Annotated in this window: 13 protein-coding genes; 11 read left to right on the forward strand and 2 right to left on the reverse strand. The window is 72.1% G+C overall.

The window, feature by feature from the left end:
- Nucleotides 1-303 precede the first annotated feature (303 nt).
- Both leuA and IF28_RS0112360 read left to right on the forward strand, forming a co-directional pair.
- Complete coding sequence (gene leuA, locus IF28_RS0112355) at nt 304-2,025, forward strand: 2-isopropylmalate synthase (RefSeq protein WP_030217957.1); 1,722 nt, start codon at nt 304-306, stop codon at nt 2,023-2,025.
- 185 nt (nt 2,026-2,210) lie between these two features.
- Nucleotides 2,211-2,912, forward strand: coding sequence for a TerB family tellurite resistance protein (locus IF28_RS0112360; protein ID WP_030217958.1), 702 nt, complete (start codon nt 2,211-2,213; stop codon nt 2,910-2,912).
- A 58-nt stretch (nt 2,913-2,970) separates the two neighbouring features.
- Here the strand turns inward: IF28_RS0112360 and IF28_RS0112365 are convergent, their stop codons facing one another.
- Nucleotides 2,971-3,516, reverse strand: a complete 546-nt coding sequence (locus IF28_RS0112365; RefSeq protein WP_030217961.1) for a GNAT family N-acetyltransferase — start codon at nt 3,514-3,516, stop codon at nt 2,971-2,973.
- A 334-nt stretch (nt 3,517-3,850) separates the two neighbouring features.
- Here IF28_RS0112365 and IF28_RS0112370 point away from each other — a divergent pair, with 334 nt between their 5' ends.
- From IF28_RS0112370 to IF28_RS0112410, 9 genes are all read left to right on the forward strand, one after another.
- Nucleotides 3,851-4,603 (forward strand): SCO2525 family SAM-dependent methyltransferase, encoded by a 753-nt coding sequence (locus IF28_RS0112370; protein WP_037893038.1) that lies wholly within the window; start codon nt 3,851-3,853, stop codon nt 4,601-4,603.
- A gap of 55 nt (nt 4,604-4,658) precedes the next feature.
- Nucleotides 4,659-6,500 carry an SCO2524 family protein gene (locus IF28_RS0112375; RefSeq protein WP_030217965.1) on the forward strand — a complete coding sequence of 614 codons (1,842 nt, stop codon included), beginning with the start codon at nt 4,659-4,661 and terminating at the stop codon, nt 6,498-6,500.
- Between the two features lie 3 nt (nt 6,501-6,503).
- Nucleotides 6,504-7,421 carry an SCO2523 family variant P-loop protein gene (locus tag IF28_RS0112380; RefSeq protein WP_030217968.1) on the forward strand — a complete coding sequence of 306 codons (918 nt, stop codon included), beginning with the start codon at nt 6,504-6,506 and terminating at the stop codon, nt 7,419-7,421.
- Entirely contained in the window at nt 7,418-8,377 is a 960-nt protein-coding gene (locus IF28_RS0112385; RefSeq protein WP_030217972.1) for an SCO2522 family protein, read from the forward strand. The genes IF28_RS0112380 and IF28_RS0112385 overlap by 4 nt, the downstream gene beginning before the upstream one ends.
- Before the next feature lies 1 nt (nt 8,378).
- The gene (locus IF28_RS0112390; protein ID WP_030217974.1) at nt 8,379-9,389 is read left to right on the forward strand and encodes an SCO2521 family protein; all 1,011 of its coding nucleotides are present in this window, start codon (nt 8,379-8,381) and stop codon (nt 9,387-9,389) included.
- A gap of 81 nt (nt 9,390-9,470) precedes the next feature.
- Complete coding sequence (locus IF28_RS0112395) at nt 9,471-10,586, forward strand: hypothetical protein (protein WP_030217976.1); 1,116 nt, start codon at nt 9,471-9,473, stop codon at nt 10,584-10,586.
- Between the two features lie 147 nt (nt 10,587-10,733).
- Nucleotides 10,734-12,815 carry an MMPL family transporter gene (locus IF28_RS0112400; protein WP_030217977.1) on the forward strand — a complete coding sequence of 694 codons (2,082 nt, stop codon included), beginning with the start codon at nt 10,734-10,736 and terminating at the stop codon, nt 12,813-12,815.
- Nucleotides 12,816-12,941: 126 nt separating this feature from the next.
- Complete coding sequence (locus tag IF28_RS0112405; protein WP_078621116.1) at nt 12,942-14,129, forward strand: sensor histidine kinase; 1,188 nt, start codon at nt 12,942-12,944, stop codon at nt 14,127-14,129.
- Nucleotides 14,126-14,788 carry a response regulator transcription factor gene (locus IF28_RS0112410; RefSeq protein ID WP_030217981.1) on the forward strand — a complete coding sequence of 221 codons (663 nt, stop codon included), beginning with the start codon at nt 14,126-14,128 and terminating at the stop codon, nt 14,786-14,788. Before IF28_RS0112405 ends, IF28_RS0112410 begins: the two co-directional genes overlap by 4 nt.
- A 10-nt stretch (nt 14,789-14,798) precedes the next feature.
- Here IF28_RS0112410 and IF28_RS0112415 read toward each other — a convergent pair whose 3' ends face one another.
- Complete coding sequence (locus IF28_RS0112415) at nt 14,799-15,035, reverse strand: hypothetical protein (protein WP_030217984.1); 237 nt, start codon at nt 15,033-15,035, stop codon at nt 14,799-14,801.
- Between the last annotated feature and the right edge of the window lie 38 nt (nt 15,036-15,073).

Here is a 15,073-nt window from a genome sequence, read left to right on the forward strand (position 1 = left end):
GGTGAAATGTCGGGACTTGGCCGCCGTGGGGGTGGCCGTGTGTTATCCGTGCGGGTGGTTTGTGGCTGATCGCGCAGTTCCCGGCGCCCCTTTCGGGTGTGGCGGTCCCGCATACTGATACACGCGGCCCGCGTCAGGGAAAGCTCGGCTAGCATGCTGCGCATCATGCGTTTCGGGCTGCTCCTCCTTAGCTGCCGCGGCGAGGGCCTGTACTAGGCCGACCCCCTCCCCGCGGAGTTTGGCGTTGCGCCGTCGGCCGTCCCGTCGAGGACACACCGCGGACCACCGAGGAGCCCACGCATCATGGCCAACCGCCAGCAGCCCAGCCCCATGCCGATCCACAAGTACGGCCGCTACGAGCAGGTCGACATCACCGACCGCGCCTGGCCGCAGCAGCGGATCACCACCGCCCCCCGCTGGCTCTCCACCGACCTGCGCGACGGCAACCAGGCCCTGATCGACCCCATGTCGCCCGTCCGTAAGCGGGCGATGTTCGACCTGCTGGTCACGATGGGCTACAAGGAGATCGAGGTCGGCTTCCCCGCCTCCGGCCAGACCGACTTCGACTTCGTACGGTCGATCATCGAGGACCCGGACGCCATCCCGGACGACGTCACCATCTCCGTACTGACCCAGGCCCGCGAGGACCTGATCGAGCGCACGGTGGAGTCCCTGAAGGGCGCCAGGCGGGCCACCGTCCACCTGTACAACGCCACCGCCCCCGTCTTCCGCAGGGTCGTCTTCCGCGGCTCCCGGGAGGACATCAAGCAGATCGCCGTCGACGGCACCCGCCTGGTCATGGAGTACGTCGAGAAGCTGCTGGGCCCCGAGACGGTGTTCGGCTACCAGTACTCGCCGGAGATCTTCACCGACACCGAGCTGGACTTCGCCCTGGAGGTCTGCGAGGCGGTGATGGACACCTACCAGCCCGGTCCGGGCCGCGAGATCATCCTCAACCTGCCGGCCACCGTCGAGCGCTCCACCCCGTCCACGCACGCCGACCGCTTCGAGTGGATGGGCCGCCACCTGTCCCGCCGTGAGTACGTCTGCCTGTCCGTCCACCCGCACAACGACCGCGGTACGGCGGTGGCGGCGGCCGAGCTGGCACTGATGGCCGGCGCCGACCGTGTCGAGGGCTGCCTGTTCGGGCAGGGCGAGCGCACCGGCAACGTCGACCTGGTCACCCTGGGCATGAACCTGTTCTCCCAGGGCGTCGACCCGCAGATCGACTTCTCCGACATCGACGAGATCCGCCGTACGTGGGAGTACTGCAACCAGATGGAGGTCCACCCGCGCCACCCGTACGTGGGCGACCTGGTCTACACGTCCTTCTCCGGCTCCCACCAGGACGCCATCAAGAAGGGCTTCGACGCCATGGAGGCCGACGCGGCCGCCCGCGGTGTGACGGTGGACGACATCGAGTGGGCCGTCCCGTACCTGCCCATCGACCCCAAGGACGTCGGCCGTTCCTACGAGGCCGTCATCCGCGTCAACTCGCAGTCCGGCAAGGGCGGTATCGCGTACGTCCTGAAGAACGACCACAAGCTGGACCTGCCGCGCCGGATGCAGATCGAGTTCTCCAAGCTGATCCAGGCCAAGACGGACGCCGAGGGCGGCGAGATCACCCCGGCCGACATCTGGGCGGTCTTCCAGGACGAGTACCTGCCCAACCCGGGCAACCCCTGGGGCCGTATCCAGGTCGCCAACGGGCAGTCCACCACCGACCGCGACGGCGTGGACACCCTCACCGTCGACGCCACGGTCGACGGTGCGGAGACCACCCTGGTCGGCAGCGGCAACGGCCCGATCTCCGCGTTCTTCCACGCGCTGCAGGGCATCGGCATCGACGTACGGCTGCTGGACTACCAGGAGCACACGATGAGCGAGGGCGCCTCCGCGCAGGCCGCCTCCTACATCGAGTGCGCGATCGGCGACAAGGTGCTGTGGGGCATCGGAATCGACGCGAACACCACACGCGCCTCGCTGAAGGCGGTCGTCTCCGCCGTCAACCGCGCATCGCGCTGACCAGCCGAATCGGCGGCCGAAGGCCCCGCTCGCCGGAAATCGGCGGGCGGGGCCCCGTCGTATACCGGCCATCTCCATGTGCGGGTCACGGAAAGGTCTCGTCCGGGGTACTGACTCCGGGTCCCTGATGTGGCTAACATCACGCAAGCGCGGCGATGATGCTGTGGCGGTTATGGAGGTGCGACGTGCTGCCAGGACGGGGACCCAACGGCCGTGCCGCTGCCGTCAGACTCTCGCGCCTGCTGGGCACCCGCACCGCGTGGACGGCCGTCGGCGACGGCGAGTTCTTCTGCCCCGGCTGCGGCGGCGACCGCAACTACCAGCGGCTGACCGGACGGCGCCGCTTCACCCTGCTCGGCGTGCCCGTGCTGCCGCGCGGCGAGTCCGCGCCGACCGTCGAATGCGCCTCCTGCCGCCGCCACTTCGGCACCGACGTCCTGGACCACCCCACCACCACCCGCTTCTCCGCGATGCTGCGCGACGCCGTGCACACCGTCGCCCTCGCGGTGCTGGCCGCGGGCGGCATCTGCTCGCGCGCCTCCCTGGAGACGGCGGCGGCCGGGGTGCGCGCCGCCGGCTTCGACGACTGCACGGAGGAGCAGCTGGCCGCGCTCGTCGAGGCGCTGGAGGCGGACACCGGCCGCTTCACCGGCGAACCCTGCACGGCGGGCCTCGCCATCGAGCTCCACGAGGCCCTGGACCCGCTCGCCCCCCACCTCGCCGGCCCCGGCCGTGAGTCGATCCTTCTCCAGGGCGCCCGAATCGCCCTCGCCGATGGCCCCTACACCCCCGCCGAACGCGACGCCCTCGCCACGGTCGGCGCGGCCCTCACCATCTGCTCGAACGACGTCACCCGCCTGCTGGCGGCGGCCCGGACACCGTCCTGACCGCAGGGGCGCCCCACAGGGCGGGGCGTGCGGACACCGTCCCGACCGTGCGGGAGTCTCACAGCACGAGGCACATCACCCGGCGGTCCTCACCCGGGCCGAAGTAGTCCCGGCGCAGTCCTCCGTCGGGCGGCTCCGGCCGGAAACCCAGGGAGCGGTAGAGCAGGATCGCGGCGTCGTTGCCGGGCTCCACGGTCAGCCGGACCCGTTCGGTCCCGCAGCGGCGCAGCCGCGCCAGCACCTCCACCATCAGCTCCCGGCCCAGCCCGTGCCGGCGCCGGTCCTCGGCCACGCACAGACCGAGGATCCAGCTGTCCGAGTGGAACGCGGTGGTGGCCGCCAGCACATAGCCGCGCAGCCGCCCGTCACCGTCGTCGAGGACGAGGAGGTGACCGCCCCGGCCGCCGTACAGGTCGTGGAGCTGCCGCAGCAGGAACGCCGGATAGGCGACCTCCTGGAAGACCTCGCCGTCGAGCCGCCGCAGCTCGGGCAGGTCCGACTCCCGTGCCGTCCGCGGCAGCGGGAGCGGTGGTTCCGGTGGTGGTGTCGGCCGGGTGAGGCGCTCGTCGTGGTCCAGGGCGCGCTCAAGCGGTTCGGCGGTCATGCCACCCCCAGTCGGGACGTGAGACGTCAATGCGGCGCCAGCGACCGCCGTTCACACGAAGGAGGTAATGGAGACCCCGGTGGCGGCCGGTGGCTGCTTCTGGCTAGAGTGAGCGTCCAACTCGTCGTGTGCAAGGGCGAGTTCATGTGTGACAGGACTGTGCTGACGTGCGCCTGACGTGCGCCCGGTCGCGGAGGTCTGGCGCGTTCCCGGCTGTCTCCGCCCGTCCACCGGGTTTACCTTGCGAGCACCGGAGTCGCTTCTCCGTCCGTCGACGTCCACGCCGGACTCGTGCACACGTCTTGTCCGACACTGAATGGAACTTGGCAGGGTGATGATGGATCGCAACGCCGACGCGCCTTGGTCGCAGTTCGATCCGGAGGTGTACGTCGACCTCAATTACCGCACCCCGCTCGAGGTCGATCTGCTGATCGTGCGGCTCATGCGCGACTATTTCAGCCGCTGCTACGCACAGGGCGTCCCGGCGTCGGTCCGCGGTGTCGACGTGGGCGCGGGCGCGAACCTCTACCCGGCCCTTTCCATGCTCCCCTGGTGCGAGAAGATCCTCCTCCTCGAATACGCCACCCCGAACGTCGAGTACCTGGAGAGCCAGGCGTCCGGCGGAGGCTACGACACGGCGTGGGACGCGTTCTGGAACGAACTGCGCGAGGCCCCCGCCTACCGGGACGTCGAACCCAGGAGCCGGTTCGGCGAGATCGTCCGGGTGGAGCGCGCCAACCTGCTGGACCTCGACGGACAGCGGCGCTGGGACATCGGCACGATGTTCTTCGTCGCCGACTCGATGTCCGAGTGCGCCGACGAGTTCCAGCGCGGCGTCGAGTGCTTCATGGACGCGCTCAACGGGGGAGCGCCCTTCGCCGCGGCCTTCATGAAGGAGTCCCTCGGATACCAGGTCGGCGCACACAGGTACCCGGCCTACCGGGTCAACGCGGACCGGGTCCGGGAGAGTCTTCGGCCGTTCACCGACGAGCTGGAAATCCACGACATGGACCACATGGTGCGGCCGGGACACGAGGGGATGATTCTCGCCCTGGGGCGGCGGAATCAGGCGATTGCCACCCCGTAGGAACGGGGACCATGTCTGAACACAGGGCAACGAGATCTGTACGAGGGGTGCGGGGATGCAGATCAAGCCACGGCAGCACATGCTGGACATCTGGCGGGCGATGGCCCGCCATTCGTTCGACGACGGAAAGCTCGTCTGGGAGGACACCGACGGGCTGAGCAGCGTCGCCGACGCCGAACGGCTGCTGTGCCTGCTCTATCCCGCCACCGAGGTCCCCGCCTTCCGCCTCGACCAGCCCGACACCACCGAACGGGACGTGCTGCGCGCCCTGGAGGGCGTCGGCAGCCGGCTGGAGATCCCGCCCAACCTGATCACCGCGCTCTCCCAGTTCATGCGCAGCCACACCGGCCCCGACGACAGCCCCACCTTCGCCGGCGGACACTACTTCAGGCCGGGCGACGCCCAGCAGAAGCTCACCCACGAGCAGTACCAGCTGGGCGTGGTCGACTCCTACTCCATGTCCGTCACGCTCTGCCTCGCCACGCTCGGCTTCCTCAAGGTCTACGAACCCAGCACCACCCGCCCCGACGTGCGCAAGGCCCTCAGCGAACTGCGGACGGCCACGAACACCCGGCTGACCGCCGCCATGATCAGCCTGCTGCGCTCCTTCACCGTCAACGTCTTCGACGCCGAGTCCGAACAGGGACAGCGCCTCATCCAGGTCATCGGCCAGGACAGACAGTCCGACCGGGCCGCCCTGCAGCAGTTCTCCCGCCGCTTCCGCCCGCTGCGCGCCACCATCATCGAAAGCCTCAGCCGCGGCATCCAGGTCGACGAGAGCATCCGCGACGAGAGCCAGCTCTTCGAGTGCGGCTGGGCCTGGGGCGTCGTCAAGGACGCCCCGACCATCACCGACCTGGACGTCCAGGTCCCCGGCCAGCCCGACGGCATCGCCGACCGGCTGCCGTACGTGTACTTCACCGTCATCGCCCTCGACGGCATCCAGGACCTGTTCTCCGACCGCACCCTCACCCTCGGACTGCTCGACGCCGACCAGCAGAAACTCGCCGAGGCGTTACGTCTGCGCTGGGAGCTGAGCCAGCAGTACTGGTCGGCCATCGCCCGCTTCGGCACCGAACGCTGGCCCCTGGAGGACCTGCCCTGGCAGACCACCGGACTGCGCCTGGAGTCCGAGTACTTCTCCCTGACCGTCGCGGCCATCCTCGTCCACGACCTGGTCCGGCGGAAGGCCACCGACGACGACCTCACCCGCACGGTCGCCATCATGGAGCGCCTCGCCGACCGCGGCCGCGTCACCAGCCGTATGACCAGGAGGGATCCCGCGATCGAGCTGCACAACCCGGGTGTCACCATGCCGCTCGCCGGGTCCGAGCGGTCCGGCGCCCGGCTGATGTGGCGGATGACCGACTTCTCCGCCCAGCTGCTCAAGCGGATCATCCAGCTCGCCGAACTCTCCCGGAACATCGACGCGCAGGACCGGCTGCTCCGCCTCGGCGAGCAGGCCTTCGAGCATCTGTGGAACCGGAGGATCGAGGACGGCGACGGAGCCGGCCTCTGGGACCACGCACGGGCCGTCTACCCGGACTCCCGCGTCAGCAAGCGGCTCTCCTGGAGCATCACCGAACGTGTCACCGAGTGCCTGGTCGCCGCCCGCAACCTCTACGAACAACAGCCCATCCGCAGCCCCGAACTCGCCGAACTGGCCCGGGACCTGCTCAGTGAGGCCACCCATCTGTTCGGCAAGGAACAGCTGGAGGCCTCCGCCAGTGCGGACGGCAGCCGGGGCCGGGCCATGCGGAGCATAGAAAGCCGCCTGGACCACGCCCGCAGCCTGGTCGACGACCGGCCCGCCACGGCGTTCGCACTGGCCCTGCCCGTGCTCCAGGAACTCGACACCCTGGCGCAGGCGCGGGGCGCCGCCGCCCAGGAGGTGTGAGCGGTGCTCGTCTTCGCCGCCTCCGACAAAGGAGGCACCGGCCGCTCGGTGACCAGCGCCAACCTGGCCTACCAGCGCGCCCTCGCCGGCGACCATGTGGCCTACGTCGACTTCGACTTCGGCTCGCCCACCGCCGCCGCCGTCTTCGACGTGCCCGGCGCGATGCGCGGCACCGAGGAACGCGGACTGCACTCCTATCTGGAGGGCGGGGTCCCCGAACCGGCCAGGATCGACATCTGGCGGCAGACCGAGCACCCCCAGCTGCGCGCCCGCCCCAACCAGGCCGGCCGGCTGGTGCTGCTCCCCGGCGACGCGGGCGGCGGCGAGTTCGCCGTCGGAGAGGACGCGCTCGAGCGCTGCGTCGACCTTCTGCTGCGGCTGCACGGCGAGTTCGACCTGATCGTCGTCGACCTCAGCGCCGGCCGCAGCTACGCCGTCGACATGGCCCTCGCCGCCACCGCCCACCCCCGGATGCGCTATGTCCCGTTCCGCTGGCTGGTGTTCCACCGCTGGACCCGGCAGCACGTGATCGCCGCCGCCGGACTCGTCCACAAGGACCACGGCATCATCCGGGGCGGTGTCGAACGCGGGCACGACGAGGAGGCGCTCCAGGGCGCCGTCCGCTTCGTCCGCGCCGCCGTGCCCGATCCGGACTCGCCGCTGTGGGCGCAGGGCACACCCGCCCAGGCCGCCTGGATGCAGTCCTGCGACGAGGCGCTGCGCCGGCTCGCCGCGGAACACCGCATCGGCGACAGCGTGGTGCTCGGCGTCGTACCCCTCGAACCCATCCTGCAGTGGCGCGAACAGCTCATCACCGAAGAGGACGTCCTCTCCACACAGATCGCCAACAAGGAGACACTGGAGGCACTGGAGGAGATCGCGCGACGTCTCACCGACGACGACTGCTGGGGGCGGCCATGACGGAAGCGGTGTTCCGCGAGACGGCGGCCGAACCACGCACCCAGGCCGTCCCCCTGTCCCACCTCTCCCTGGAGCTCGGCCACCTCTACATGGAGGACTTCGAGGCCGGCCCGGAGCATCTGCGGCGGCACTTCGAACGGGTGCGGCCCTGGGCCGAGGCGGCGCGTGCCGGAGCCGGCGGCGCCGGCAGGCGGGCGCGGATCAGTACCTGCTTCCTCATCGACGACTACTTCACCCGGTTCGCCTCTCCGGCCGAGGTCGTCCCCATGCTGCTCGAGGAGGCCGCGCGGGCCGGGCTCGCCGTCGACTACCTGGCCCGCGAGTCCGGGTGCGCCGTCGCCGGGAAGACGCCCGTCGCCGAGGCCGTGGCCGGACGGATCGTGGAGGAACCACCGCCCGGCAGCTACGGCCTGCGCCCGCCCGTCACACAGACCGGCTGGCTGGCCAACGGGGAGCGCAGCCCCGTCGCACGCGCCCCGCAGGCCATGAAGAAGGCCACCGCCTGGCAGCCGCCGAAGGAGACCGCCGCCCGCCGCCACTCCGTCTTCCTCGATGTCGAACTCTGGGACGACGGCCCCGACGGACACCGCACCTGGTCCTGCCCCTTCCTCGCCGCCGTCTGGCAGCTCGCCCGCCTCGGACTGCTGCGCGACGACGGCGAGGCCGTCCTCGTCCCCCAGCCGCACACCGGCGACTCCTTCCCCGACGACTGGGACGAACTGCCGCCGCTGCTCCGCCTCAACCCCCGCGCGGACCCGTTCGCCGCCTACCGCACCTGCTCGGTGATCCCCAGCCGGTTCTTACCCGTCGAGCACGCCGTCCGGGTGATCCTCGACCAGATCGAGGTCGACCCCGGAGCCCTGGCCCAGACCGCCGAGCGCTCCGCCCGCGAGGACACGGCCGTCCCTGACTCGGTGGCCGACCGCGTCTCCTACGTCTTCTACGCGGGGCAGTGAGATGACGCCGGGGCAGGAGTCGGGGTCGGGGGAGACGCGGCCGCCCGTCGTGCTCGCCTGCGGAGAGGTCCGCACCTGTCTGCTGCCCGCCCTCCAGGCCCTCGACAGCCGCGCCGCCGCCCAGCTCCTCGGACTGCGCGCCGACGAACGCGTCCTGCTCTCCGAGCGCCCCAACCTCTACGGCCGCTCCCCGGACACCCTCACCGGCGTCGACTGCCCCCTGCCCAGCGCCAACGGGGCCCGGATCCGTGCCGTCGGCACCGTCGCCGCCCGCGCCGCCCTCACCGAGGGGCGCGTCCTGCAGAGCTCCGCCTACTTCCGGGTCCCCGCCGCGGGGCCCGACCACCGGCGCCCCTGGGGCCACTACCTCGTGCGGCCAGGCACCGTCGAACCGTTCGGGAAACTGCCGTACGAGGCCGTCGCCCAGGGCCTGCTGAACGGCGGGCGGCACGGCGAACTCGACGTCGGCCTGATCGCCGACGGACTCCTCACCCGTCTGCTGCGCCACCCCCTGCTCGACCAGCGCCCGCCCCTGAAGTCCCGCCCCACCCGGCTGCGCTGGGTCGCCCTGCCCGCCGAGCACGGCGAGGGCCCGTCGATCGAGCGGTTCACCCTCGCCGAGGACGAGCTGCGCACCGTACGGCTCCGCGTACCCGCCGGCACACCCGCCGGCGACATCGCCGGGCTCTGCGACGACCTCGCCCTGCACGACTGGCTGCTCACCACCGTCGTCCGCATCCTGGACGGCATCCGGCTGGGCGCCGCCGAACCGCCCGCCCGGACCCGCCCCCGGGCCGGCGAGGACCGCCCCGCCGTCGTCGCCGCGCTGCGGCCCGCCGTCGACCACCTGCTGCACCTGTGGATGCCGCGCGCCCGCGTCGCCCACGGACTCGCCCCCCTCTGGGAGGCCCTGGAGGACCGCCCCGGCTTCACCCGCCAGTGGCGCACCCTGGTGCAGCGCATCCGGGACCAGCTCGCCCTGCACGCGATCCCCCACCGGGAGGCGAGTTGAGCCCCTGAGCGCGCCGCCACGGCCCCGACGCACATCCCCGCACCCCGATCCGACGCGTATCCCAACGGGGGGAGAAGCGAGATGAGCACGGCACAGTCACCCCAGCCCGAGGAGACGGCACCCCCGCCCGGCGCGGGCGCCGCCCCCGGCACACCCCGGTCGCCCGACCGGGCCGAGTGGACGCGCAGACTCCTGACCGGCCTCACCGTCGGCCTCGTCGTCTGGGGCGTCGCCGCACTGCTGAACCCGGACGGCGCGGCGCTGCGGCAACTCGCCGCCGCGCTGCTCTGCGCCGCCGCCACGGTGGCCCTCACGCACCTCCTCGCCCCGGACCGTGAACCCGACGAGGACGCCCTGCGCACGCGGAGCGTCCTCACCGAGACCGCCACGGCCGTACGGGACGGGCTGGAGCGGCACGACGACGATCTGCGCACCGGTCTGGCCCGGCACACCGAGGACATGCGGCAGCTCGTCGAGACCCGCCTCGCCCGCCAGGACCCGCCTCCCGGGTCCTACCCGCCGCTCGACCGCGTCCGCACCGACGGCGTACCGGAACTCGCCAAGCGCTTCGCCGAGGCCCTCTCGCCGGGACCGTCGATCCTCTACACGTTCGTCCGCCTGGAGATGCAGCGCGTGGTCGGGCACATGGCGGCGCTGAACAGCATGACCGTGGAGTGCCACGGCGAGAACCACGACTGGATGCTCAGCCTCACCCACGCCGCCGAACTCTCCGTCGACGCCATCAGCACCTCCGTCGACCGCGAGTTCTGGAACAGCGAACCCGCCAGCCGCTACCTCGCCGCCCAGCGGGAGGCGATCGAGGAACACGGCGTGCCGGTACGGCGGCTGTTCCTGCTGGAGAGCGCCGGCGACCTCGACGACCGGCTGCTGCGGCTGTGCGACGAGCAGAAGGCGCTGCACATCGAGGTCCGGGTGGCGGTGCTGCCCGAACTGCCGCCGCACCTCCAGCGCGGCACCACCGACGACTTCATCGTCTACGACGAGGTGGTCTCCTTCGAGATCGAGCAGGACCTGCGCGACGTCAACGTCAGGACCCGGCTCATCGCCCGCCGCGACCACGTCCAGGACCGGATGAAACGCTTCCGGGAACTGTGGGAGGCCGGCATGAACATCCGCGAACTGGAGGTACGGATCGACGACGAGGAGGACGGCACCTGGATGGTCGACCGGGCGTAGCCCCGGTTACTCCCCGGGGAGTAACGCCGCCCCCGGGCCACCCCGCGCGGTACCCCTCGACTCGGCCCCACGTCCGACGACCCGCGCCCCTTGTGCCGGGAGTCTGGGAAGCGACCCAGACACCCGACCGGAGGGGAGCCCCGACTCATGGGGGACGCGAGGACACAGGTACGACGGCGGAGTCTCGTGCCGTGGGCGGTGGTCGGGCTGTGGCTGGCCGCGCTCGTGCTCGTCGGGCCGCTGGCCGGCAAGTTCGGCGGGGTCCAGCAGAACCGGGCCGTCGACTATCTGCCCGACGGCGCCGACTCGACCCAGGTGGCCCGTATCCAGGACGAGTTGCCCGGCGGCGAGGCCACCGACCTGGTGCTGGTCTACCACCGCGACGGCGGGCTGACCGCCGCCGACCGGCAGGCCGCCGCCGCACAGGTCGCCGAGGTCCGGGGCGCGTACGACCTCACCGGCACCCCGCGCGGCATCCCGTCCGAGGACGGCACCACCCTCATGTACCCGGTCTCCAGCACCCAGCCGGGCCAGGACGAGGAGGCCAGGGACGCCTTCGTTGGCGGGGTGCGCGAGATCGCCGACGGCACCGGAGGCCTGAGCGTGGAGGTCGGCGGGCCCGGCGCGCTCGGCACCGACATGGGCAAGGTGTTCGAGACCATCGACGGCACCCTGCTGCTCGCCACCCTCGGCGTCGTCACCGTGCTGCTCGTGCTGATCTACCGCAGCCCGTTCCTGTGGCTGGTCCCGCTCACCGTCGCCGGTGTCGCCGCCGCCCTCGCCATGGCCGCCGGATACGGCATGCACGAACTCTTCGACGTCACCGTCACCGGCCAGAGCGGCGGCATCATGACGGTGCTCGTCCTCGGCGCCGGTACCGACTACGCCCTGCTGATCGTCTCCCGCTACCGCGAGGAACTCCGCCGCCACGAGCGGCCGTACGACGCCATGACCGCCGCCCTGCGCGGCTGCGGGCCGGCGGTCCTCGCCTCCTCCGGCACCGTCGCCGCCGGACTGCTGTGCCTGCTCGCCGCCGACCTCAACAGCAGCAGCGGCATGGGCCCCGTCGGCATGGTCGGGGTGCTCTCCGCGCTCGTCGCCATGACGACCCTGCTGCCCGCCGTCCTCGTCCTGCTCGGCCGGCGCGTGTTCTGGCCGCTGATCCCCGCCTACGGCAGTACGCCCAAGGCCCGCCGGTCGCTGTTCGCCGCCATGGGCACCTCGGCCGCCCGCCGCCCCGCCGCCGTCCTCGCGGGCGGCGCCGCCCTCCTCGGCGCGCTCGCCCTCGGCACCCTCAACCTCACCGGCGAACTCAGGCAGGAGGACTCCTTCACCGACCGGCCCGAGTCCATCACCGCGATGGCGACCCTCGCCGACGCCTACCCCGGGCGCAGCAGCCGCCCCCTCACCGTGATGGCCCCCACCGACCGGGCCGGCGCCGTCCTGGCGAAGGCCCGCACCACCGAGGGGGTCGCCGACGCCACCGAGGGACGCAGCGGCGAAGGCTGGACCGAGATCGCCGTGTTCGCCACCGCCGCCCCCGAGACGGCCGGCGAGACCCGCACCATCGAGGCCCTGCGCGCCGGACTCGACGACGGCCACGGTGCCTACGTCGGCGGCCTCAGCGCCCAGCGGCTCGACCTCGCCGACAGCGAGTCCCGCGACCGCGGGGTGATCGTGCCGCTCGTCCTCGCCGCCGTGTTCGTGATCCTCTTGGTCCTGCTCCGCAGCCTCGTCGCACCACTGCTGCTGCTCGCCGCGGTCGTCGCCGTGTGGGGCGCGGCCCTCGGCATCGGCGGACTGGTCTTCGAGCCGCTGTTCGGCTTCGCCGGCACCGACCCCGGACTCGGACTGCTGTCCTTCGTGTTCCTGGTCGCCCTCGGCGTCGACTACGGCATCTTCCTCATGCACCGGATGCGCGAGGAGTCTTTGAACGGCGCCGAACCCGAGGCCGCCGCGCTCACCGCCCTGCGCACCACGGGCGGCGTGATCGCCTCCGCCGGAGTCGTCCTCGCCGCGACCTTCGCCGTGCTCACCACGCTGCCCCTGGTGGGCCTCGTCGAACTCGGCTTCGTCATCGCGGTCGGCGTCCTCCTCGACACCTTCCTGGTGCGCACCTACCTCGTCACCACGGCGAGCGTGCTGCTGCGCCGGTGGATGTGGTGGCCCGGCCGGCTCTCCAGGGCCCCGCGGCCGGTCCCGCGCGAACGGCAGCCGGAACCGGTGTAGCGGGCCGGCCGTACCGACCGGGCGCCCCCTCCCTGCCGAGGGGGCGCCCTCCTCCCGGAGGATGGAGCCGTGCAGGCACCCACCACGACACCGAGCGCGCACCGCCCCCGCATCGGGGAGCGGATCATGGCCGCGGTCAACCGCGACCCCCTGACCGCCCCGCACGCGGTCCGCAACGACACGATCCTCGCCGCGTCCACCGCCGCGGTCGCCGTCGCCCTCGCGCTGCTCGTCGACCAGGGCCGCGCACCCGACGCGCTCGGTTGGACGCTGCTCCTCGCCGCCCATGTGCCGCTGGCCTGGCGGCGCCGCCGCCCGCTGACGGTTCTGCTGCTGGTCCTGCTGCCGGTCGTGCCGTACCACGCCCTCGACAACAACCACGGCGCGCCCGTCGCCGCGACCCTGGTCGCCCTCTACACCATCGCGTCGACCACCACGCCCCGCCGCACCCTCCTCCTCGGCACCGCCGTCATCGGCGCGACCCTCACGGTGAACGCCCTCACCAACCCCGACGGCTTCGTCGAACTGTTCCGCATCACCGGCTGGGTCGTCGCCGTCCTCGTCTTCGGCGTCGACGTCCGCTTCTACCGCCAGTACGTCACCGCCATCGTCGAACGCGCCGAGCGGGCCGAACGCACCCGGGAGGAGGAGGCGCGCCGCCGGGTCGCCGAGGAGCGGCTGCGCATCGCCCGCGATCTGCACGACCTGCTCGCCCACAGCATCACCCTCATCGGCGTGCAGACCTCCGTCGCCGCGCACGTGCTGGCCGCCGACCCCGGGCGTCTCGACCGGGAGACCGTCGCCAAGGCCCTCGACGACATCGCCGAGACCTGCCGCACGGCCCGCGGTGAACTCCGTACGACCCTGGAGGTGCTGCGCGACAACGGCGGCCCCGCGGACACCCGGGGCCCGCTGGCCGGCCTCGACGGCCTGCCCGACCTGGTGGAGGCCGCGCGGCTCGCGGGCGCCCGCGTCGAACCGGCCGTCCGGGTGGCCGGTCCGGTACCGCCCGCCGTCGGCGCCGCCGCCTACCGGGTCGTCCAGGAGGCGCTGACCAACGCGGTCCGGCACGCCGGCCCCGAACCGGCGATACGGGTCGAACTGCGCGACGACGACGGCGTACTGCGCCTGTCCGTCACCGACGACGGCACCGGACCCACGCCCGGCGGGACACCCGGCTTCGGTCTCGTCGGCATGCGGGAGCGGGCCCGCAGCGTGGGTGGCACACTCGACGCCGGACCACGGGCGGGCGGCGGGTTCGAGGTCACCGCGAGCCTGCCGCTGACGCCCGCGACTCGGGAAGGAACCGGATGACCATTCGCGTGCTGCTCGCCGACGACCAGACCCTGGTACGGGAGGCGTTCGCGCTCCTCCTCGAGTCGGCGCCCGACATGGAGGTCGTCGGCCAGGCCGCCACCGGCCGTCAGGCGGCGGAACTGGCCCGCACCGAGCGGGCCGACCTCGTCGTCATGGACATCCGCATGCCCGACCTCGACGGCATCGAGGCGACCCGGCTGATCGCCGCCGACGACGATCTCGCCGGTGTGAAGGTGCTCGTCCTCACCACCTACGACACCGACGAGAACATCGTCGACGCGCTGCGCGCCGGGGCCTCCGGGTTCCTGGTGAAGGACACCCGGCCGGCCGAACTCCTGGACGCCATCCGCACGGTCGCGGCCGGCGATGCGCTGCTCTCACCCGGCCCCACGGCCCGCCTGATCGAACGCTTCCTGCGCAGCCCGTCCGCACCGGTCGCGGCCGGACCCGAGTGCCTGTCCGAGCGTGAGCGGGAGGTGCTCGCGCTGGTCGCGCGCGGTCTGAACAACGCCGAGATCGCCGACGCCCTGGGGCTGAGCCCGCTCACCGCGAAAACCCATGTCAGCCGGACCATGGGCAAGCTCGGGGTACGGGACCGGGCTCAACTCGTCATCGTGGCGTACGAGTCGGGGCTGGTGGCGCCGGGGACGCCGTGAGCCCTCCGCCTCAGAGGGTGTGGTGCAGCCACCGCTGAATGGTGCTGTTGATGCTGCCGGACAGGGCGCTCAGGCTCTCGATGGCCTCGCGGTCCTCGGGCCGGGGCGGGATACCGGCGGCGGTCAGGGCCGCGTGCAGCTCCAGCCGGCGCCGGTCGCGCGGGCCGATGGCGGCGCCGAGGCGGTCGGCCGGGAGCGGCGGGGCCAGCAGGTAGTCGCCGTCCAGCGTGAACGCGGTCGCGGTCATATCGGGCTCCTCACCCTGGGGTGTCGCTACTTGCGGGA

The sequence above is a fragment of the Streptomyces sp. NRRL WC-3626 genome, assembly GCF_000718785.1.
GTDB classification, from domain to species: Bacteria; Actinomycetota; Actinomycetes; order Streptomycetales; family Streptomycetaceae; genus Streptomyces; species Streptomyces edwardsiae.